The 19912-nt window shown below is 55.5% G+C and carries 15 protein-coding genes and 2 pseudogenes; 9 read left to right on the forward strand and 8 right to left on the reverse strand.

Features of this window, described 5'->3' with window-relative positions:
- Positions 1 to 134 precede the first annotated feature (134 nt).
- Both AAGR22_RS10580 and AAGR22_RS10585 read left to right on the forward strand, forming a co-directional pair.
- Positions 135 to 1373 (forward strand): annotated as a pseudogene (locus AAGR22_RS10580) (IS110 family transposase).
- Positions 1374 to 1570: 197 nt separating this feature from the next.
- Positions 1571 to 2518, forward strand: a complete 948-nt coding sequence (locus AAGR22_RS10585; protein ID WP_345831464.1) for a helix-turn-helix domain-containing GNAT family N-acetyltransferase — start codon at positions 1571 to 1573, stop codon at positions 2516 to 2518.
- A gap of 265 nt (positions 2519 to 2783) precedes the next feature.
- Here AAGR22_RS10585 and AAGR22_RS10590 read toward each other — a convergent pair.
- The 3 genes and pseudogenes from AAGR22_RS10590 to AAGR22_RS10600 all read right to left on the reverse strand — a co-directional run.
- Positions 2784 to 2912: pseudogene (locus tag AAGR22_RS10590) on the reverse strand (peptidase); the annotation flags it as partial.
- A 218-nt stretch (positions 2913 to 3130) separates the two neighbouring features.
- Complete coding sequence (locus AAGR22_RS10595; RefSeq protein WP_345831465.1) at positions 3131 to 4030, reverse strand: GGDEF domain-containing protein; 900 nt, start codon at positions 4028 to 4030, stop codon at positions 3131 to 3133.
- A 436-nt stretch (positions 4031 to 4466) separates the two neighbouring features.
- Positions 4467 to 5126, reverse strand: coding sequence for a glutathione S-transferase family protein (locus AAGR22_RS10600; RefSeq protein WP_345831466.1), 660 nt, complete (start codon positions 5124 to 5126; stop codon positions 4467 to 4469).
- 113 nt (positions 5127 to 5239) lie between these two features.
- Between AAGR22_RS10600 and AAGR22_RS10605 the strand changes: the two genes are divergently transcribed.
- Positions 5240 to 6127 (forward strand): LysR substrate-binding domain-containing protein, encoded by an 888-nt coding sequence (locus AAGR22_RS10605; protein WP_345831467.1) that lies wholly within the window; start codon positions 5240 to 5242, stop codon positions 6125 to 6127.
- Between the two features lie 186 nt (positions 6128 to 6313).
- Here the strand turns inward: AAGR22_RS10605 and AAGR22_RS10610 are convergent, their stop codons facing one another.
- On the reverse strand, positions 6314 to 7177 hold the full coding sequence (locus AAGR22_RS10610; protein ID WP_345831468.1) for a LysR substrate-binding domain-containing protein: 864 nt from the start codon (positions 7175 to 7177) through the stop codon (positions 6314 to 6316).
- A gap of 135 nt (positions 7178 to 7312) precedes the next feature.
- Here AAGR22_RS10610 and AAGR22_RS10615 point away from each other — a divergent pair, with 135 nt between their 5' ends.
- The 5 genes from AAGR22_RS10615 (at position 7313) to AAGR22_RS10635 (ending at position 12503) form a co-directional block, all read left to right on the forward strand.
- A complete protein-coding gene (locus tag AAGR22_RS10615; RefSeq protein WP_345831469.1) occupies positions 7313 to 8704 on the forward strand; it encodes an NAD-dependent succinate-semialdehyde dehydrogenase in 1392 nt (463 codons plus the stop codon).
- A gap of 477 nt (positions 8705 to 9181) precedes the next feature.
- Positions 9182 to 9616: a DUF2231 domain-containing protein gene (locus AAGR22_RS10620; protein ID WP_345831470.1), complete on the forward strand. Its 435-nt coding sequence runs from the start codon at positions 9182 to 9184 to the stop codon at positions 9614 to 9616.
- 2 nt (positions 9617 to 9618) lie between these two features.
- Positions 9619 to 10941 (forward strand): sorbosone dehydrogenase family protein, encoded by a 1323-nt coding sequence (locus AAGR22_RS10625; RefSeq protein WP_067702087.1) that lies wholly within the window; start codon positions 9619 to 9621, stop codon positions 10939 to 10941.
- A gap of 161 nt (positions 10942 to 11102) precedes the next feature.
- Positions 11103 to 11891, forward strand: a complete 789-nt coding sequence (locus tag AAGR22_RS10630) for a siderophore-interacting protein (protein WP_345831471.1) — start codon at positions 11103 to 11105, stop codon at positions 11889 to 11891.
- A gap of 72 nt (positions 11892 to 11963) precedes the next feature.
- Entirely contained in the window at positions 11964 to 12503 is a 540-nt protein-coding gene (locus AAGR22_RS10635; protein ID WP_067702081.1) for a PadR family transcriptional regulator, read from the forward strand.
- 189 nt (positions 12504 to 12692) lie between these two features.
- On the opposite strand, the gene AAGR22_RS10640 is transcribed toward AAGR22_RS10635, so the two are convergent.
- Positions 12693 to 13433: a hypothetical protein gene (locus tag AAGR22_RS10640; protein ID WP_345831472.1), complete on the reverse strand. Its 741-nt coding sequence runs from the start codon at positions 13431 to 13433 to the stop codon at positions 12693 to 12695.
- 367 nt (positions 13434 to 13800) lie between these two features.
- On the opposite strand from AAGR22_RS10640, the gene AAGR22_RS10645 reads away from it, so the two are divergent.
- Positions 13801 to 16203 (forward strand): membrane-bound PQQ-dependent dehydrogenase, glucose/quinate/shikimate family, encoded by a 2403-nt coding sequence (locus AAGR22_RS10645; RefSeq protein ID WP_345831473.1) that lies wholly within the window; start codon positions 13801 to 13803, stop codon positions 16201 to 16203.
- Positions 16204 to 16334: 131 nt separating this feature from the next.
- Here AAGR22_RS10645 and AAGR22_RS10650 read toward each other — a convergent pair whose 3' ends face one another.
- The 3 genes from AAGR22_RS10650 to AAGR22_RS10660 are packed head-to-tail and all read right to left on the reverse strand — an operon-like array spanning position 16335 to position 19910.
- On the reverse strand, positions 16335 to 17972 hold the full coding sequence (locus AAGR22_RS10650) for a GMC family oxidoreductase (protein WP_345831474.1): 1638 nt from the start codon (positions 17970 to 17972) through the stop codon (positions 16335 to 16337).
- Positions 17972 to 18502 (reverse strand): sugar dehydrogenase complex small subunit, encoded by a 531-nt coding sequence (locus AAGR22_RS10655; protein ID WP_345831475.1) that lies wholly within the window; start codon positions 18500 to 18502, stop codon positions 17972 to 17974. Before AAGR22_RS10655 ends, AAGR22_RS10650 begins: the two co-directional genes overlap by 1 nt.
- On the reverse strand, positions 18495 to 19910 hold the full coding sequence (locus AAGR22_RS10660) for a cytochrome c (protein ID WP_345831476.1): 1416 nt from the start codon (positions 19908 to 19910) through the stop codon (positions 18495 to 18497). The genes AAGR22_RS10655 and AAGR22_RS10660 overlap by 8 nt, the downstream gene beginning before the upstream one ends.
- Positions 19911 to 19912 lie beyond the last annotated feature (2 nt).

Below are 19912 nucleotides of genomic sequence, written 5' to 3' on the forward strand. Positions count from 1 at the left end.
CGCCGCTTTTCTTTCGAGCCAGTAGGTGCTCCACGTTCGCTAACGAATACTCAGGGCATGCAGATAAACTGCTGGCTATATTTCTTTCGAAGAGCGTGGAATGCATACCAATCCCCGATGAAAAGGAGTTGGTGATGACTGCGATTAATCAGTTTGCTGCTCATGTAGGTCTGGACTGGGCGGATAAAAAGCACGATATCTGCGTTCAATTTAAAAACGGTGAACGCGTATTCCATGTGATTGAACATACGCCTGAGGCGCTTGACGTCTGGCTTACTTAGTTACACCAGAAGGTAAAAGGCAGGATCGCTATAGCTCTCGAGCTGAAGAAAGGTCCCGTGGTGTATGCTCTTCAGAAATATCCGTTTATCACTGTTTTACCTGTCCACGCTTTGTCACTGGCCCGTTACCGGCAAGCATTCTCGCCCAGCGGCTCTAAAGATGACCCGCAGGATGCCGAGCTGGCATTAGAGTTAATGCTACGCTATCCCCAAAAGATAAAAGCCATTGAACCCGACAACGCAGATATCCGGTTACTCCAGCAACTGGTTGAGCAGCGTCGTCAGCTGGTTGAAGATAAACGCCGCTTTGTGAATCGGATAATCAACACGCTTAAGCAGTATTATCCTCAGCCCCTGGAATGGTTCTCACATCGGGGTAGCTTGCTGTTGTGTGAACTGATTATACGGTGGCCCAGTCTGCAACAACTGAAACGTGCCAGGCGCGACACGATCCGCAACTTTCTGAATGCCCAAGGTGGCCGCGCAATGGCCCTTACCGAGCAGCGTGTTGTGAGTATTGATAACGCGATCCCATTGACTACAGACCAGAGTGTTATAGAGGCTAATGCGTTGATGGCAACAGCACTGGCGACACAAATTAAAGTCGTGAGTGAAATCATCAAAACCTATGACGAACGAATCGAAACGCTGTTTGACACATTGCCAGATGCGGGGCTGTTCAAATCACTTCCAGGCATGGGGCTGTGTATGGGCCCGCGAATGCTTGCAGCACTGGGTGATAACCGTGACCGGTTTAACAGCGCTGAAGAAATTCAAAACTATGCAGGTATTGCACCGGTGACAGAACGAAGTGGCCAGAAATCCTGGGTTCACTGGCGATGGCAATGTGCGAAGTTCGTCAGGCAGACCTTTGTTGAATGGGCTGCCAAAACGGTTAACTCATCATACTGGGCCAGACTTTATTACCAGGGCCATAGAGAAAAAGGGAAATCGCATCAATCAGCCATCCGGGCTCTGGCGTTTAAATGGATAAGGATCATTTACCGCTGCTGGAAGACCAAAACCCATTACGACGAAGCGAAATATTTGCTGGCTCTCGAAGCGCGACATTCGCCCTTACTGAAGCCATAAAAAGCTTGTCGAATGTCTCAGGGCGTGAAGCGGACATTAAAACAACGTTCGCAAAGAACAAATGCCGATATTAGATAAAAAACTGTAGGGAGCACATCTAAACCCCGTAGTCCTAAATCTCTTTTTGCTGGAAGCATGATTGACAAAAACCTTAGATACATGGTTGTATGTTACAACTAATTTGAAGGGTAATGCGAATGATGACTGAATCGCTGATGGTTGAAAATATACGCGTAGCTTCGCGGCGGATGGTAAGAGAGTTGGGTTTCATGAACCAAACTATAGCGTCAACTCAATATTCACCCTCCGTTGTACATGCTTTGCTTGAAATTGAAGCCCGTGGATTGATGACTGCGGCTCAACTTGTTCAGATTCTGGGGCTCGAGAAGTCCAGTGTAAGCCGCATGTTAGCGAAACTTGTAAGTATCGGTGAATTGGAAGAAAGGCCTTCTACCGGGGATGGGAGAACCAAAGTGCTTGGTCTGACCGCGATGGGTAGACAAACCGTGTGGAAAATAAATGATTACAGTAATGAACGCGTCATGGGCGCGCTAAAAAAACTAGATCCCGTGCGGCAGCAAGCCGTTTCGTTGGGTCTCATTTCCTATGCAGATGCCCTTAAAGCCTGTCGTGAAAAAAGCGAAGTGGATGCTCCAATCGGCTTTGAAATCGTCCCTGGTTACCGAGCCGGACTGATTGGCCGTATCACTGAAATGCATGGCAGTTATTATGCCAGAGAACATGATTTTGGCAGTTTTTTTGAAAGCAAGGTAGCTGCGGGCTTGGCTGAATTTTCCGGGCGCCTGGAAAAGCCGAGTAATGAGATCTGGCTGGCTATACAAAACGAACGCATAGTTGGATCTGTGGCAATCGACGGGGAAGATCTTGGAAACAATGAGGCGCATTTGCGGTGGTTCATACTTGATGACGGTTGTCGTGGCAGCGGACTGGGGAGAAAATTAATTTCCAAAGCTATGAAGTTTTGCGATGAGAGAGAGTTTTCAGCAGTTCAGCTCTGGACCTTCAACAAACTGACTGCTGCGCGACGTCTTTATGAGTCATTCGGTTTTGAATTATATAAAGAGTGGCAAGGTGATCAGTGGGGGAGCACCCTTACAGAACAACAGTTCACACGTAAAGCGTAATATTGATTTCTGACCGCACATAATGATACTAAAGATGTCCGCTCCTGGCACGGAGCTGACTGACTCACTGGGCAGAAGGTCCAATCTGAGCATAAAGCGAACTTCGCCCCGAGCTCAATTGACGCGGGCATTGCCTCTCAGGGTGATGCTTTTTCATCGCGCCGAGCAGCGCTGCGGAGTCTTTTGACCTTGCCGGCTCGGCGTTAAACGTATTGAGAGAGTCGCGATTATACATCTCATTAGACATGAATCGGCGACCATGAGGGTTCATGGGCTTCAGCGCCAGTCTCGGCGTCCGCAGAAGCCATTTGATCATAAATTCCCCCTGTACGCTGGCCACAACGATATCTCCGTGCTGTGGCCTGGCGCTGCACACCAGCGATAAATCGCTGTGTCACATAAAAAAACCGGCAGGGTGACATCTCATCCCTGCCGTCGAATCGGAGAGCTTAATTTTTCGGCGATTATAGAGAGTTCACTTGTGATGTAAATGTCATTTTTATCTAATGCAAAACTCTTCGATTACTCTATCCCTGTGTATTTTACGACTGACCCTGACAGGGTGCGAAAGGGCGGAAATTACCTTATTGTCAGGAGGATATCTCAACAGGGTTAAGATACAGACCTTTCATTGCCGGCCAACTCAATTCTGTTTCGTCCGTTTTCCTTTGCCCGGTAGAGCGCTATGTCGGTTTTTTTCATTAACGACTGCTGGCTTTCCCCAACTTTCTGGAAAGCAACCCCGATACTGACGGAGATACCCTGACCATCATCCAGTATGATGTTCCGGGCATTCCTGCAGATGGATTCTGCATAGCGGATCACCTCATACCGGGAAAGCCCCTCGCCGATTACCGCAAATTCCTCTCCACCGATACGGAAAACTTTCAGTGCAGGCCCACTGATACCCGCCAGCTGTCCGCCGAATTTGGACAAAACACCATCACCGACATCATGCCCCCACCGGTCATTGATATGCTTGAAAAAATCAATATCGATGATCATCATGGACAGCTGTGCACTGGTCGTGCTGCTGAGGGTTTCCACAAAATAACGCCGGTTCGGAAGCCGGGTGAGTTCATCATGCATGGCGCTGGTCTGCGCCACGGAAAAACGTGAATTCATCCGCATGATGATGCAGTAGACGCTAATAACGGTGAGAAGCATTCCAGACAGCTTAAACAAATCTTCGCAGAAGTAGCCCACCCATCGCGGTTGACTGACTATTTCATCCATCACATCAAATGCGCCTGCAGCGATCCAGAGTATGAGGCCGTTAATCGCTCCGCTCAGGGGACCTCCGTCAACGAAAACACAGGCAACATTCCACAAGGTAAAAATCAGGAGCAGCAGGAAGAAGATATCAATATATAACCCCGGACTGGACATGATTTCACGGAAGGTGCCCAGTGGGGAACCTGCGCTGATGGCCACAATGGCAGCAGTGGTGAGTGCCATGCAGGCCCGGAGGAAAACCGCCACCCTGAAGCGAACGGATGAAGACTGCAGCATATTGAATTTCCGTAATGGTGGATGATGTTTAAAACCAGGACCCATAGAGATGGTGTTTTGTGTGTCAGTTTGACGCACCGCACCGCACCGCACAGGCTCGCTGCGATCGGTAAGGTTATCAGGTAAAACAGGTAACTCAAAAGTACCTCTGTCAGATAAAGGCGTAAACCCATGAATACCGAAATATTGTCACACCCGGACAACCTCTTAAGTTATCAGAATGGGTAACAAATGGTGGGATCATGCCACAATAGTCTGTTCGGTGAAGCAATAACTTGCTGAGTCACCCGCAGAGCGATTCAGGCAGTGCGTCACAGCCATCTCGGTGGGGTCAGTTCATTCCTGTGCCTCAGGATGGGCCTCTTTGTCTCGCTTTTGAGCCGCCAGATCTCACTCTGGGTAAGGCTGACGGCAAAAGGTTTAATGTACTGTGCGGTCAGCTGGCGGTATTAAGGACGCCAGCTATACGGTTTTCCACCTCATCACGTGTAGCCGCCCATGCGGGTACGGTTTCAAGCAGACGCTGGTGCCAGGCGACCAGATTCGGAAACTCTTCAAAAGGCGCGCCAGTCCGTTTGTACTGCGAAAAGAGCGCAGCAATATCGATATCGGCGAGGGTCAATGCATCTCCGACGATGAATTTTCGGGTCGAAAGGTGATGATCCAGTACCTTTGCAGCGTTGCTGATATAGGTCATCGCAAGCTGGACAATATCGTTAGTTTTAGGCTTGCCCGTGAATGTCGCGCCTGCCCACTCGTTAAACAGCAGGGTAGAAAATATCCGCCACTGTTCACCAGACCAGAACATCCATTGCACGACCTCCCGCTTTTCTGAAGCCGTCTGGCCGAGCAGGCTGGAATGCACTTTCCCGGCGAGATAAAGATTTATGGCTGACGCTTCCCAGATGATGGTATCGCCGTCCTGTAGAACGGGGGTAAGCCCGTGCGGGTTCAACTTCAGGAAGTCAGGGGTATGACTTTCACCCTTGAATAAATCGATATTGATACGTTCGATCACGACGCCCATGATTGCGGCGGCAGTTGTGACGCGACGCAGGCTGCCTGAACCTGGATCACCGTAGATTTTGATGGTCATAGTTTTCCTCATATATCGCTATGGGTTGCCCAAAAGGTTGACCAGTTCAGAATAAACTCTTTCACCAAATAAAATTATACTGTCATTTTGCAGAACACTTATTTGGAACATGAATGAATGATCGCTGGCTTGAAATCAACGTTTTTACGCGTGTGGCCGAATCGGGAAGCTTCTCCCGTGCCGCTCAGGAGCTGGGGCTTTCACAGCCATCAGCTTCCCGTATCGTCACGGGGCTGGAAACGCGTCTGGGGGTTAAGCTTTTACTACGCACAACCCGGAATATAGCCTTAACCGAAGCTGGCGCTGCCTTTCTGGAAAGGGCACGTCAGGCGGCTGCAGATCTTGAAGACGCTGAAGATGCTGTCCGGGGAATTGATTCTCTCCGTGGCACTATTCGCCTTGCGATGCCTGTTATGTATGGTACGCGGGCGGTTATTCCTGCCCTTGCCGATTTTCTTGAGCTTTACCCTGAATTGCGTGTCGAAATTAGCATGCGGGATGATCGGCAGAACCTGGTTGCGGCGGGTGTTGACATGGCAATCCGCATGGGCACGCTTGAGGACTCCACGTTCGGTGCGCGGCAAATTGCTTCTGTGCCGCGAATGTTAGTGGCATCGCCGGCATATCTTGTCAAAAGGGGAGTGCCAGAAACGCCAGAAGATCTGGCGTTTCATGACACACTTCTGCACGAACAGAGCTTTTCAGAAAAAAGCACACTGAAGCTGTTTAAGGCAGGCACCACGGAAGTTGTGACATTACGTGGCCGGGTCAGGATCGACTCAGCACCGGGCATTCTGGCAGCGGCAACTGCAGGACTTGGCATTGCTAACGTCACTACCGTCATGTCAGCCCAGGAGCGACATGACGGTAGCCTTGTTCAGTTATTACCTGATTATGCTCTCGAGCCTTTGAAGGCGTTTGCCGTATTTCCTTCGGGTCCCAAACCTTCGGCTAAGGTACGGGCATTGACCGCTCACTTCATCGCCGCATTAGGAAAATAACGACCTGAATTCTGACCAGCCATAGGCTGGTGCTGAAAAAATGCTGCGCTGTTTAGCTCACTCTCGGGCTTTTAAACCCAGCAGGGCGGTCGTGCAGCAGCATCACATTGCCAGTTTAATAAGGCTTGCTCAACAGATAAGGCGGTTGTGCTGCTACCCACGGTCAGGCTCACGATGCGCGATTGGCTACTGCGAAGCGTCCTCAAGCATCGCGACCATCGCCCGCAGGTTGCCGGATGCGTAGCCTTTACGCCATACCAGCCAGATATCCAGTAGCCCGGCATCCTCAGCCAGCGGCCAGGCTGCCACGCTCTCCCGGCCGGGCATGCTCTCCAGCATGCTGCGCGGCACCATTGCCAGACCTGCGCCCGCGCTGACGCAGGCGAGAATACCGTGGTAGGACTCCATTTCGAAAATCTTGCCCGGTGCGGCATGCTCCGCGGCAAACCAGTTTTCAAAGCGGCGCCGGTATGAACAGTTGGCGCGAAAGGCGTAAATGGTCGAGCCGGAAACCGAGGCGGCACTGGGCACCGGCGGATGATTAAGCGAGGAGATCAGCACCATCTCCTCGGCAAAAGCCGCCACGCCATCCAGCTGAGGATGCTTCGGCGGCCCGTCGATAAACACCGCGCTGAAGCGCCCTGAAAACAGACCGTCGGTCATATCGCCAGAGGGGCCGGTGGAGAGATCCAGCTCCACGTCCGGCCACTGCTGATGGTAGCGCGCAATCAGCTGCGGCAGCCTGACGGCCGCGGTGCTCTCAATGGCGCCGAGGGTAAATATTCCGGCGGGCTGCTGGTAGGTGACCCGCTGCCTGGCCTCCTCGGTCAGCGCCAGAATGCGGATGGCGTAATCCAGCAGGGTTCTCCCTGCATCGGTAATATGCAGCCGCAGCTTTTCCCGGCTGAACAGCGGCGTACCCAGATCCTCCTCCAGCTGTCGCAGGCGGGTCGAGATATTGGAGGGCACGCGGTGCAGCCTTTCGGCGGCCGCGGTGACGCTACCTTCTTCCGCCACGGCGCGGAACACTTCCAGCTGGGTCAGATCCATTATTCATTCTCATATTGAGCAGGATATTTTCATTATTATTCATTTTTCAGGAACCATGCACAAGGCTAGAATGTCAGGAATCGCATCTCAACTGACTACAGCCAGGGCCTGATTGCCCGGCTAACGGGAGATTTAATGAATACAGCAACCAATACGCCAGCCAGTGCCGTCACGCGCAATCCCTTTACCGGGGAAGTGACGCAGCAGATGCCTTTCGCAACGGCCGCAGAGGTGGAAACCGCGCTGGAAAAAACCGCAGGTGCATTTAAGGGGTGGCGCGTCAGCGATCTGGAAAAGCGTACCCGACTGCTGCTAAACATTGCGGGTGGTCTGCGACAGCAGGCACGCGCGCTGGCAGAAAGCATGGCGGACGAAATGGGCAAGCCGGTTTCTCAGGGGCTGGCCGAAGTGGAAAAGAGCGCCAGCCTGTGTGAATGGTATGCCGGGAACGGTCCGGCCTTCCTGGCGGATGAGCCGGTGCAGGCAGGGGAGAATAAAGCCTTTGTTCAGTATCTTCCCCTCGGCCCTGTTCTGGCAGTGATGCCCTGGAACTTCCCGGTCTGGCAGGTGCTGCGCGGCGCGATACCGATTATCCTGGCAGGCAACAGCTATCTGCTCAAGCCCGCGCCTAACGTGATGGGCAGCTCTCTGCTGCTGCAATCCGTTCTGCTTAAGGCCGGCGTACCCGATGGGCTGTTCCACGTGGTGAATGCAGACAACGATAGCGTGGCGAAAATCATCAACGATCCGCGAATCGCTGCCGTGACGCTGACCGGTAGCGTGCGCGCCGGGGCGGCGGTGGCCGGGCTGGCCGGTGCGGCGATCAAAAAGAGCGTGCTGGAGCTGGGTGGGGCAGACGCCTTTATCGTGCTGGCCGACGCGGATATCGACGCGGCGGTGAAGGGAGCGGTTATTGGACGCTTTAGCAATAGCGGGCAGATCTGTATCGCTGCCAAGCGTATTATCGTCGAAGAGAGCGTGTTTGCTGAATTCCGCGATAAGTTTGTTGAGGCCGTCAGGGCGATCAAGGTGGGCGATCCGCGCGACGAATCAACCTTTGTCGGCCCGATGGCGCGCTACGATCTGCGTGATGAGCTGCATGCACAGGTTGAAGCGACTCTCGCAGAAGGGGCAGAGTGCCTGCTGGGCGGCCATGCGCTGCCGGGCGAGGCTAACTTCTATGCGCCTACCGTGCTCAGCAACGTCAGGCCCGGCATGACCAGCTTTACCCAGGAACTGTTTGGCCCGGTGGCCTCGCTGATTGTGGCGAAGGACGCTGACCATGCCATTGAGCTGGCGAATGATTCCGCCTTTGGCCTCGGGGGCAGCCTGTGGAGCCGCGATACTGAGCGTGCTACCCGGCTGGCCGCGCAGATTGAAACCGGCGGCGTGTTTATCAACTCACCGAGCTTTTCCGATCCGCGCGTCCCAATTGGCGGCGTTAAACAGAGCGGTTTTGGTCGTGAGCTGTCGCATTTTGGCGTACGCGAGTTCACCAACGTACAGACCGTGTGGCAGGCTTCCTGAGTGACATACAGCCCTGAAAGGGCTTCTGCACCAGTAACGTCGTACGGCGCGACCCATCTCAGGAGAAGTTAAGCCAGGCGTGGGCTGCGTGACAAACGAGGGGCTGTGTAGCGGCTGATTCGCTGCGCAGTCCCTGCTGGCGTCAGTGCAGGGGCTTATCCTGCCAGTGACTTTCTGAGTTCCTGACTTCCTGACTTCCTGAACTCCTGAACTCCTGAATTCCTGATGCCTCAGTCTGACGCCTCAGATTCCCAACCCTCCAGCTTTTGCTGCCCTTAACACTCACCTGCGCTGCCTGATTAATCCGATCCCTGTTCCATCCCACCGCAACGCATCGTCCGTTCCCAGGCGACAATGTAAATATGCAATTAATTATCTTCACATTTAACAACATAAAATCACTAAGTTTACTAATATTTTACATGACTGCGTACCGACGGCTACCCGTCGCCCTTTACTGCATTAAGGAGTCATGCAATGACATCTCAAGTGATCCCCCGGCGCTCCAGCCTTGCCGTGGCCGTTTACGCCCTGTTAAACCCCTTACCGGTGGGCTTTTTCGTCGCGGCATGGATCTTCGATATTATCTATCTGTTCAGCACCGAAGTGACCTGGACGCGCGCGGCCAGCTGGCTGATTGTTATCGGCCTGATTATTGCCATTATCCCGCGCATAATTAACCTGATACACGTCTGGACGGGCGTCTCTTATCCGCAGGGATCGCCGATAAAAATCCACTTCTGGGCATGGCTGGTGGCGATTGTGCTAGCCATATTCAACGCATTTATCCACACCCGGGATGCCTGGGGCGTGGTGCCCACCGGGGTCATTCTGTCGACCCTGGTGGTCATTTTAATGCTGTTCGCCAACGTGCAGCTTGCACTGCGCGATCGCGCGGTCAGGGAGCTATGATAATGAAAAATAACGCTGTGCTATCTCTGTTAGCCCTCTCTGTTGCGCTGGTGATTTCCGGATGCGACGAAGGGGCGAAAATCGATCCTGCCCGCCAGACCGGGGCTAACCCCGAACTGCCCGCGGCAAAAAGTTTTCTGGTGCCGCCGATGAAAGTACCTGACGGCGAGCCGTGGAAAAAGGGGGAAGCACCCAAAGTGGCGCAGGGGCTGAAGATTGAGAAAATCGCCGCCGACCTGCTGCATCCGCGCCAGCTCTATACGCTGCCTAATGGGGACGTGCTGGTCGTGGAGGGCAGCGCGCCACCCGGACAGGTCAGCCAGCCTAAGGAGTTAATCACCGGGCTGGTACAGAAGGCCGCCGGTAAGGGTGGGCAGGGCGGTAACCGTATCACGCTACTGCGCAACAGCAGCGGCGATGGCAAAACGTGGGAGAAGCATATATTCCTGCAAAATCTGCATTCGCCGTTTGGCGTACAGCTGATCGGTGACACGCTTTATGTGGCGAACGCCGACGGGCTGATGAAATATCACTATGACAGCGGTGCCACGCAGATCACCGATCCGGGCAGCGAACTGGCTGACCTGCCGGGCGGGCCGATAAACCACCACTGGACGAAGTCACTGCTGGCCAGCCCCGACGGCAGCAAGCTGTACGTTGGCGTCGGTTCAAACAGTAATATTACTGAGAACGGCATCGGGGCCGAATATCGCCGTGCAGACATTCTCGAAGTAGATGTCGCCACCGGGGCCAGCCGTATCTATGCCAGCGGGCTGCGTAACCCGACCGGGCTTCAGTGGGAACCTCAGACCGGGAAACTCTGGGCCGTGGTTAACGAGCGTGATGAAATCGGTGCCGATCTGGTGCCGGATTACATGACGTCGGTGCAGGAAAATGGCTTTTACGGCTGGCCGTGGAGCTATTACGGTCAGCATGTGGATACCCGGGTTAAACCCCAGCGCCCTGACAAGGTTAAGGCGGCGTTGCGGCCGGATTACGCGCTCAGCTCCCATGTCGCGCCGCTGGGTCTGTGGTTCTATACCGGCGATAATCTGCCTGCCGCCTGGCGCGGCGGGGCCTTTATTAGCGAGCACGGCAGCTGGAACCGCAAGCCGCTGAATGGCTACCAGGTGGTGTGGGTGGCGTTCAAAGACGGGAAGCCGCAGGGGCTACCAAAACCGGTTGTCACCGGCTTCCTCTCCGACGATCGGGAAAAGGTGCGCGGGCTGCCGGTGGGTCTGACGCAGGATAAGCAGGGCGGACTGCTGATCGCCGATGATGCAGGCAACGTGGTCTGGCGCGTAAGCGCCGCGACAGGCCAGTAAACAGAGGCCCACCCTGTTGATTAACAGGGTGGGCTTGACCTCGCTTTATCTCCGCACTTGCCTTTAAGATATATCATAGATATATTTTAGTCCTCGCTCATCACCCTCCCGACGCCCGTCGGAAACAATCATGCCAGAGTCTGAACATCAGGAGAGATAACGTGCCGGATAATCAACCACAGCGTCGCCTGCCGCGACGCGTCAGAAATGAGCTGCGCTTTCGCCCCGTTGAGGTGCTTAGCAAGCAGTGGGTCGCGAACTGTTTTTACCGTATCGAATTTGGCGGAGAAGCGCTGGTGGGCTTCAACTCCGCGGGCTTTGACGATCACATTAAGGTATTTTTCCCAGACCCCGCCACCGGGGAACTGCAGCTGCCGGTGATTACTGCCGATGGCGTGGAGTGGAAAGAGGGCGTTCGTCCCGCCGCGCGGGACTACACGCCGATGGCGTTTGACAGCCAGGCGGGCAGGCTGACGCTGGACTTTTACCTGCATCAGTCCGGCCTGGCCAGCGACTGGGCAGCAAACGCTCAGCCCGGCGACAGGCTGGCAATCGGCGGACCACGCAGCTCGCTGGTGGTGCCGGAGGATTATCACTTCCAGCTTTACGTGTGTGATGAAACCGGGCTACCGGCTTTCCGACGTCGACAGCAGACGATGTCGGGCAGCAGCATTAAACTGTTTGCCTTTGCGGAAGCCTCCACCGGTAATGACTACCTGGGTAACCCGGCGGGGGTCGATATCAGCTGGCTGCAGAGCGGAAAAATGACGCTGGCTGCGGCAGAAATGCTGATCGCCCGGCTGGATCAGATTGCACTTCCCGCCGATGACTACTTTATCTGGCTGACCGGAGAGGGTGAGGCGGTAAAGAGACTCAGCGACTATTTTCTGCAAACCCGCGGATGTGAAGCCGAACGGGTTCGCGCTATGGCCTACTGGCATCAGAAATAGCCCTGTGCCCCCGTTGAAATTCAACAGGGGGCCGATTACTATCACCCCCCTTTATTCACCATCGGGTCCGCCATGAAAGAGTCTCCCCGTTCCCCCGCCCGCCCCACAGAGGGTAAAGGTGCCTGCGTTGACAGCGCGCGCAGAAAGCGCCGCGAAAAAATGCTGGATGCCGGCGAGGTTCGGCTACTGATGCTGCATTTTTTATCGCAGGGGGCCACCTGGGGCTATGAGCTGATCAAATCTATCGAAGATCTGTCGCGAGGAGAATATACGCCCAGCCCCGGCATCATCTACCCGAACCTGTCGCTACTGGAAGAGAGTGAGCTTATTCAGGTGGGGGATCCGCTGGCCACGCGTAAATGCTGGCGGCTGACCGCAGCGGGTGAGCGTTATCTGTCTGCGAATCAGCAGCCGCTTGAGCGTATCATCACCCGTCTTGGCTCACTGGCGGTGCTGGTGAATAATCGCAGCATTCCCGAGATGGAGCGGGCTATTCACAATTTCAAAATGGCGCTAAACGGTCGGCTTTCCCAGCCGCACCTCTCCCGGGAAAGCCTGTATAACATTATTGACATCCTCGACGACGCTGCAAAAAAGATTGAGCGAAGCTAACGCTGCGCTTCTCATGCAAAGGAGTCATCTCCGTAGCGTCAGTCCCCAGACCTTTCAAGAAACCTCGCCGTGAGGGAGGGAACTGTCTGTGAAATTAAGGGTGCTCCATCAATTTATCGTGGTTAACTACTCAGATGTCACCACTGAAAATATCATTTATCGATATAGGTGAAAGTATAAAAAACAGGATTAAATCCTTTTGAGGGGGGGGGCCGTCTTTGTCTCTTCTAATTCTTCCGCCGCTTTCGGATATGAGACTTCGTCAGCCTTATCGAATAAGGGGTAATCCTCAAATAGATGGGCGTCAATTTCATTCCCCTCAAAGCCATTTTCATCTTTGATAAGAATAAAGTTAGCGTTATCGGATTCCTGGGCCTTTTTCAGAGCATTAAGTCCCTGAAACGTATTACCGTGGTGGTTCAGAGGGTTATACAGCTTCTTTTCAGAACGGCCTTGTTCAACAGAAGGCGCGTTGATATTTTTTATTGATCCCGGCCGGGTAAAGTTCGCTCTGGAATCTAATCCCTGAAACGTATTACCGTGTTGGTTCAGAGGGTTATAGAGCTTATTTTCAGAACGGTCTTTTTCCACAGAAGACGCGTTGACATTTTTTATCGATCCCGGCCGGGTAAAGTTCGCTCTGGAATCAAATCCCTGAAACGTGTTACCGTGTCGGTTCAGAGGGTTATGCAGCTTCTTTTCAGAACGGTCTTTTTCCACAGAAGACGCGTTGACATTTTTTATCGATCCCGGCCTGGTAAAGTTCGTTCTGGAATCAAATCCCTGAAACGTGTTACCGTGTCGGTTCATTGAAATAGAAGACTGTGTCACTGTGGAAATCTGGTTCGGGAAATTATCTTTTTTCTGATTAGCTTTAGATGCTACGGTCAAGATATTAGCAGGGGTTGTTATTCTGTTAATTTTATTCATTTGTAGACTCTTTTTTCAATATTAAGAGGCCGATCATACCAAAAAAAACGGGCGCATTATTTAATAAAACGCTTAAACTCTTATGGGTATTCAATGTGATAGATGAAACACGTTCAATGAAAATGTTTTAAGCTTGACAGAATATTTAAATAACAGTGATGTCACCGTTTAGCCAGACAATCTCCTGTTCCCTTACTGAAAAATCCCCTCTTTGAAACTTTTCCAATCCTGGAAATTTTGCGATATCGCGCTGAAAACAGCAGTAAAAAGCGTGTCTTTCTCCTCTGATTTCGTTAAATTAGCGTTACAAAAATGTAACCTCAAGTAAGAATATTTTTTATCTTTGCGTCAACACTGAGAGAAAAACATGGTCACTAAACTCACGGGTAGTGTGCTAGCGATAATTGGTATCGCTATGCTGTATATGGGCGGCAGGCTCCTACTGCTGGGCGGTTCGCCCTTTTACGTCATTATGGCCCTCGGGCTGCTGGTCACCGCCGTTTTGCTGTTTAAAAATAAAAGGATCGCGCTTTCAATCTACGCCACGCTGATGTGGCTGGTGGCGGCCTGGATTATCTTTGAGGTGGGCTTCGATAAGTGGCAGTGGATCCCACGCGGTGACATTATCGGCCTGATCGGCGTCTGGCTGGCGCTGCCCTGGGTGGTGCGACCGCTGACGCGTACGCAAGACCGGGTAACGGGTCGCGCATTTCATCCCTACCTCGGCACCACCGTACTGGTGATGATCGCCCTGGTTGTCGGCATGATGTTTTACGATCCGCTGCCTGAGGAGGGCAATATCACTACCGCCCGCAATCCGGAGAGTGGCGAAGGCGCGCAGAATGACTGGGCGGCCTACGGCGGCACCGCTGACGGGCTGCGCTTCTCTAACCTGAAACAGATAACCACTGACAATGCCAGTAATCTGGAAACGGCCTGGACCTACCATACCGGGGATCTGCGCAGCACACAGGACGCCAGCGAATACACCTTTGAAGCTACGCCACTTAAGGTGAATAACACCGTCTATTTCTGTACGCCGCATAATGAAGTCCATGCGCTCAACCCGGAAACCGGGGCGCTGAAATGGAAGACTACCCCAACGCGCGAGCGTTCTTATATGCAGCAGCACCAGACCTGCCGTGGCGTAAGCTATTACGATGCTGCCGCGACGCCAGCGGTGTCCACCGCTCAGGCCGCTGCCGTTACCACCCCGGCCCGCAGCCAGGCGGTATGCCGCAAGCGCATTTTTAACGCAACCAATGACAATAAACTGCTGGCGCTGGACGCGGATACCGGCAAGCTGTGCGCCGATTTTGGCGACCGCGGCACGGTCGATCTGCGGGAAAATATGGGGCCGCTTCGCGATCATGCTCTGATGCAAACCGCAGCGCCGCTGGTGGCCGGAAATCTGGTTATCCTCGGTGGTTCGGTCATGGATAACGGTTATAACGCCGGAAACCCTTCTGGTGTGATCCGTGCCTATGATGCCATCACCGGTCGTCTGGTGTGGAACTTCGATCCGGCCCGGCCTGATATGACCCAGCCTCTGCCAGCCGGACAGAGCTATCCGCAGGATACCCCGGTGGCCTGGGCAACGCTCAGCGCCGACACCAAAAACGGCCTGGTGTATGTGCCCTTTGGCAACGCTTCACCGGATGAGCTGGGCACCCATCGCGATGCCAACAGCAATACCGAGAAGTTTCGCGACACGCTGGTGGCGCTGGATCTGAAAACCGGGGCGTTTAAGTGGCGCTTCCAGTCCTCGAAGCACGACCTGTGGGATCGCGATAATCCTTCACAGCCTTCGCTGCTGGATATTGATTACCAGGGTAAACGGCAGCCGGTGGTGATCCTGCCGACTAAAACCGGCAACCTGTTTGTGCTCAACCGGCTGACCGGTCAGGCCGTCTACCCCATAAATCAGGTCGCGGTGTCGACAAAGGGAGGCGTCGCGGGCGAGGACTTCTCGCCTACGCAGCCGGTGTCTGCCCTGAACTTTATTCCGGCTCCCCTGAGCGAAAAATCCATGTGGGGCCTGACGCCCTTTGATCAAATGGCCTGCCGCATCGAATTTAAGTCGATGCGCTATGACGGCAACCCCTGGACGCCGTCGACCGTCGCCGGGTCAATTGTTTTTCCGGGCAATATCGGCGTATTTAACTGGGGGTCGGTCTCCGTTGATCCTCAGCGGCAGATCCTTGTCGCCGCACCGGTTCGCCTGGCCTACAAGTACAATCTGATCAAACGTTCGCCGGAAAATGCGGAGAAGCGTTTGTTTACCAAAGACGGCACGCCGTACTGGAATGAAAACTTTGACGGCGACTACGCCATCCATATTCAGCAGTTCGCTTCCAGCCTGGGCATTCCCTGTATTGCACCACCCTGGGGCCGGATGGTGGGCGTGGATCTGACCACCGGTAAAACGGCGTGGCTGCGTCGCGTTGGCACCACCAAAAACCTGAAAACGACCTTCCTGCCGGGACGCTTTCCCATCGGCTTCCCGATGGGGATGGTGGCGCACGGCGGGCCGCTGACCACCGCAGGCGATCTGGTTTTCCACGGGGCAACGGCAGATAACTTCTTCCGCGCCTACGATATCAATAGCGGCAAGCTGCTGTGGCAGACCGAACTGCCCGCCGGCGGCCAGGCGACGCCCGCGACCTATATGGGCGCGGATAACCGACAGTACGTGATTATTGCGGCGGGTGGCCACGGCTCGATGGGCACCAAAGAGGGCGATGCCGTGGTGGCGTTCCGCCTGAAATAGCTTAACGGTATGTTAAACGGAGAAAGGGGCTGCCTGAATAAAGCAGCCCCTTTTTTATCGCCCGGAGGGTGATAGCGTGGCGATGGAGAGTTATCACTCTGCCGGGGGCACCTCCCGGTGGTTAAGGGGTTTTATACCCGGACCGTATTCAGCAGATAATCGGCCAGCCGCAGACTCAGTGCTGCGCCGGTCAGGGTGGGGTTCATACAGGAGGCGGACGGCATGACGCTGGTCCCGGCAATAAACAGGTTGGGGTGATCGTGGCTCTGGCAGTGGCGGTTAACCACCGAGTTCGCCGGGTCGTCACCCATTATCGTCGTGCCCATAATGTGCTGGCGGTCCTGATACTGCGTATCAATTTTCAGTACGTCGGCGTTAAGCAACTGCGCAAAGCGTTCGAAGTCCTTCAGTCCCTGGGTTTTTCCGGCATGCCAGTAGTCGGTTACGCTGTAGTAGATCTCCGGCAGTGGAATGCCGAGCGCGTCCGTTTTTGTCCTGCTGGGAAGCACCCGGTTTTCCGCCAGCGGGAGCGTTTCAAAATCAATAGCGAAGTTCAGCGACCGTGCCGACAGGCGATGCAGCGCCTTATCCAGCGCGGACCCGAGCACCCCCTGCTGGATCAGCGACGCGGCATAATCGGCAGTCGGTACCGTATTGCGCACCTTAATCTTGTAGCTTGGGAAGTCCCGGCGAAAGTCACCGTCGCGGTTATTAAGATAGACCAGCAGCTCGGTCGGCCCCTGGCCCGGCCACACATCCTCTTTCATCATCAGGTTCATGCTGATGCCGGTATGGCCCATCAGATTGCGGCCCACCTGGTCCGAGCCATTCGCGATACCGCCTGGGTAGCGGGGCGAGGTGGAGTTCAGCAGTAGCTTGGGCGATTCGATGCCGTAGGCGGCCAGCACGAAATGGTGGGCGGTCAGCTGATGCTCCGAACCGTCCGGTTTTTTGTAGCGGATGCCGGTGATTTTACCCCGATCGTCGGCCTCAATGCTGACCACCACCGAGTTATCCAGCAGCCTGGCACCCTGTTCCAGCGCTTCGTCGATATGCATGGAACCGTCATACTTGGCAGCAATGGGGCAGACCGGATTACAGTTATTGTTGCCCGCGCAGGCCGGGCGTTTTTTCCACGGACGCGTGGCGCGGCCATTCGGCTCCAGCACCGGATGATAACCGCCTTTACCCAGCATGGCGGAGAGGCGGGTAAACAGGTAGCTGGGCGGCAGGCCCGGCATCGGGAAAGGCCGGGAGCGCGGTGGCCATGCCCCGCCGCCGTGGCCGCTCTCATCCTGCCCGTTGACGCCGGACACCCCCAGCTCGGCTTCGGCCTCGCCGTACCAGGGCTCCAGTTCTTCGTAGCCAAAGGGCCAGTCGCGACCGCGCCCATAAAGGCTGTGCAGCCTGAAGTCGTTTGGCACCATGCGCCACAGCGCGGAGCCAAAGTGCCATGTGGTACCGCCGACCACGCGAAGGTAGCGGGTGGCGTACTTTACCGGGCCGACGTGCTGGATGTAGTCGCCATAGGTGGAGGGAACGTGTGGCAGATCGGGGTAGGGGGAACCTACGCCCTGGAGCTTCATATTGGTCAGCGACATTTTAAACGGCGAATTGCGAAAACGTTCGACGATCTCCTGGCGCTTAACGCGTGGGCCAGCCTCGACGATAATCACCGACTTTCCGGCCTTTGCCAGTCGGGTCGCGATAAGGCCGCCCATCACGCCGGAGCCAATGATAATCACCTCGGCATCGACGGGTTTGTCCATTACTCCTCTCCTTTGGTTATCTGCGGATCGTCAGGCTTGCTGCCCCAGGAATCAGGGCCGCCGCCGTAGGTGGGTATGACCAGCACGCCGCGGGTCGGCAGGTACATCATGGCGTCAGCATAGGCAATCAGCTCGCGGTCTGCGCCTTCACCCACCACGCCGGTGTACCAGGCGGCGACAATCAGTGACGCGGTCTGACGCCGGGGATCCTGCACGGCAAGCGTGCGGGCAAGATCGTCAACGTGGGTAAAGCGCTGCGTTTCCAGATACCGGGCCAGCGTGCTAAAGCGTGTAGAGAAGTCCGCTACGCGACGGTTCAGCGCGGCAAAGTAGCGGGCGCTGAGCACCGGGCTGACCGGACGACTGACCAGGAAGGCCGCGATCTGTTGAAAGGCCTGGGTTTCCTGGGTGCGTGCGGCGGCCTGCTGCGGAAAGAGCGAGGCGGTGAGCGCGCTAAGCGACAGTACCGCCATGCCCTGTAACAGCCTGCGCCGGGACAGGGTCAAGGGTGATGAGGTGGGTTCAGACATCTCGCCTCCTTCTGCGGATGATCAGGGCCGCCGCGAGCAGGACAACGGCGAGGGCGGCCCCCGCCAGTACGCCAGGCTGGGTGAGCCGGACCAGCAGCGGCGTGGCCCCGCCCCGGCGCAGCCCGGCGACCTGTTCAGCCGTGACGTTTACCTGCGGGTTACCAAAATTCTTCATTACGTAGCGGCTGACGTCGGCAATCTGCTGGTCACTCAGCCGCATCGCGAAATCGGCATCCGGCCCGAACGCGGGCATGGCGACCGACTCACCCTGAACATTGCGCTGGACGCCAAACAGGATGGTGGCGATCAGATTATCCGGGCGGCTGGCGCCGGTAGCGCTGTTATGGAACAGGGAAGGGTAGCGAGCGTTACCGCTGCCGTCGGGCTGGTGGCAGCTGGCGCAGCTGGCGCTGAATACCTGCCAGCCGGAGTCGGCCTCCTGCTGCCCGCGCAGCCGCGCCTCACTGGCGGAGGGTCCGCCCAGACTCTCTCTGGCCGTTACCTCGCCGTTATCCACGGCCGGTAGCTGACGCAGCCAGGCCACCATCGCCGCAATATCCGCATCGGAGAGGTATTGCAGGCTGTGCTCCACCACCTCGGCCATCGGACCGGCCGCCTGCGCCTTGCCCGGTACGCGTCCGGTTTTCAGGTAGCGGGTTAGCTCTGCCGCCGTCCAGCTACCGATCCCCGACTGGGGATCGGGCGTGATATTGGGCGCATACCAGCTGCCCAGGCTGCCGCCTGCCAGCGCCCGATCGTTCTGCTGGCCCATCAGCATATTGCGCGGGGTATGGCAGGTATCGCAGTGCGCCAGCGCATTGACCAGGTACTCTCCGCGCGTAGCGGGAGTCGAACTGGCCTGTGGCTCACGGGCGAAAAGGGCGTTCCACAGTGCCATAGCGCTGCGGAAGCTGAACGGGAAGGGGAGCCGCGTCCGGGGCGTGGGCGTATTGGATGGCGTCACGCCCTGCATAAAGTAAAAATAGAGCGCATGCATATCGTCATCGGTGATGCGGGCGTAGGCGGTGTAGGGCATCGCCGGGTAGAGATGCTCACCCTGGCGATTGATGCCCTTGCGTACTGCCCGAACAAATTCCGCTTCGCTCCACAGGCCAATGCCCGCTGTCTTTGACGGCGTGATGTTGCTGGCGTAAATGCTGCCCATCGGGGACTGAATGGCATAACCTCCGGCCATCGGCGCGCCCTGGCGGGGTGAGGTGTGGCAGGCGCCGCAGTCGGCGGCAGTAGCCAGATACTTCCCCCTGGCCAGCAGATCGCTATTTTCGTTGCCGCCCGCGCCATGGACTGCGCTGCCCGGCAGCCGGTTAATTTTGGTGCTGCCAGCAGCATAACCTGCGCCGCTGAGCAGCAGCAGGCTTATCGCCAGCGGCAGACAGAGATATCTCACCG

Source organism: Erwinia sp. HDF1-3R (assembly GCF_039621855.1).
In the GTDB taxonomy this organism is placed as follows: Bacteria; Pseudomonadota; Gammaproteobacteria; order Enterobacterales; family Enterobacteriaceae; genus Erwinia.

What these genes read in the sequence shown, in the direction of transcription:
- AAGR22_RS10585 (WP_345831464.1), top strand. Translation starts at nt 1,571, where the DNA reads ATGATGACTGAATCGCTGATGGTTGAAAATATACGCGTAGCTTCGCGG.
- AAGR22_RS10595 (WP_345831465.1), bottom strand. Translation starts at nt 4,030, where the DNA reads ATGCTGCAGTCTTCATCCGTTCGCTTCAGGGTGGCGGTTTTCCTCCGG.
- AAGR22_RS10600 (WP_345831466.1), bottom strand. Translation starts at nt 5,126, where the DNA reads ATGACCATCAAAATCTACGGTGATCCAGGTTCAGGCAGCCTGCGTCGC.
- AAGR22_RS10605 (WP_345831467.1), top strand. Translation starts at nt 5,240, where the DNA reads ATGAATGATCGCTGGCTTGAAATCAACGTTTTTACGCGTGTGGCCGAA.
- AAGR22_RS10610 (WP_345831468.1), bottom strand. Translation starts at nt 7,177, where the DNA reads ATGGATCTGACCCAGCTGGAAGTGTTCCGCGCCGTGGCGGAAGAAGGT.
- AAGR22_RS10615 (WP_345831469.1), top strand. Translation starts at nt 7,313, where the DNA reads ATGAATACAGCAACCAATACGCCAGCCAGTGCCGTCACGCGCAATCCC.
- AAGR22_RS10620 (WP_345831470.1), top strand. Translation starts at nt 9,182, where the DNA reads ATGACATCTCAAGTGATCCCCCGGCGCTCCAGCCTTGCCGTGGCCGTT.
- AAGR22_RS10625 (WP_067702087.1), top strand. Translation starts at nt 9,619, where the DNA reads ATGAAAAATAACGCTGTGCTATCTCTGTTAGCCCTCTCTGTTGCGCTG.
- AAGR22_RS10635 (WP_067702081.1), top strand. Translation starts at nt 11,964, where the DNA reads ATGAAAGAGTCTCCCCGTTCCCCCGCCCGCCCCACAGAGGGTAAAGGT.
- AAGR22_RS10640 (WP_345831472.1), bottom strand. Translation starts at nt 13,433, where the DNA reads ATGAATAAAATTAACAGAATAACAACCCCTGCTAATATCTTGACCGTA.
- AAGR22_RS10645 (WP_345831473.1), top strand. Translation starts at nt 13,801, where the DNA reads ATGGTCACTAAACTCACGGGTAGTGTGCTAGCGATAATTGGTATCGCT.
- AAGR22_RS10650 (WP_345831474.1), bottom strand. Translation starts at nt 17,972, where the DNA reads ATGGACAAACCCGTCGATGCCGAGGTGATTATCATTGGCTCCGGCGTG.
- AAGR22_RS10655 (WP_345831475.1), bottom strand. Translation starts at nt 18,502, where the DNA reads ATGTCTGAACCCACCTCATCACCCTTGACCCTGTCCCGGCGCAGGCTG.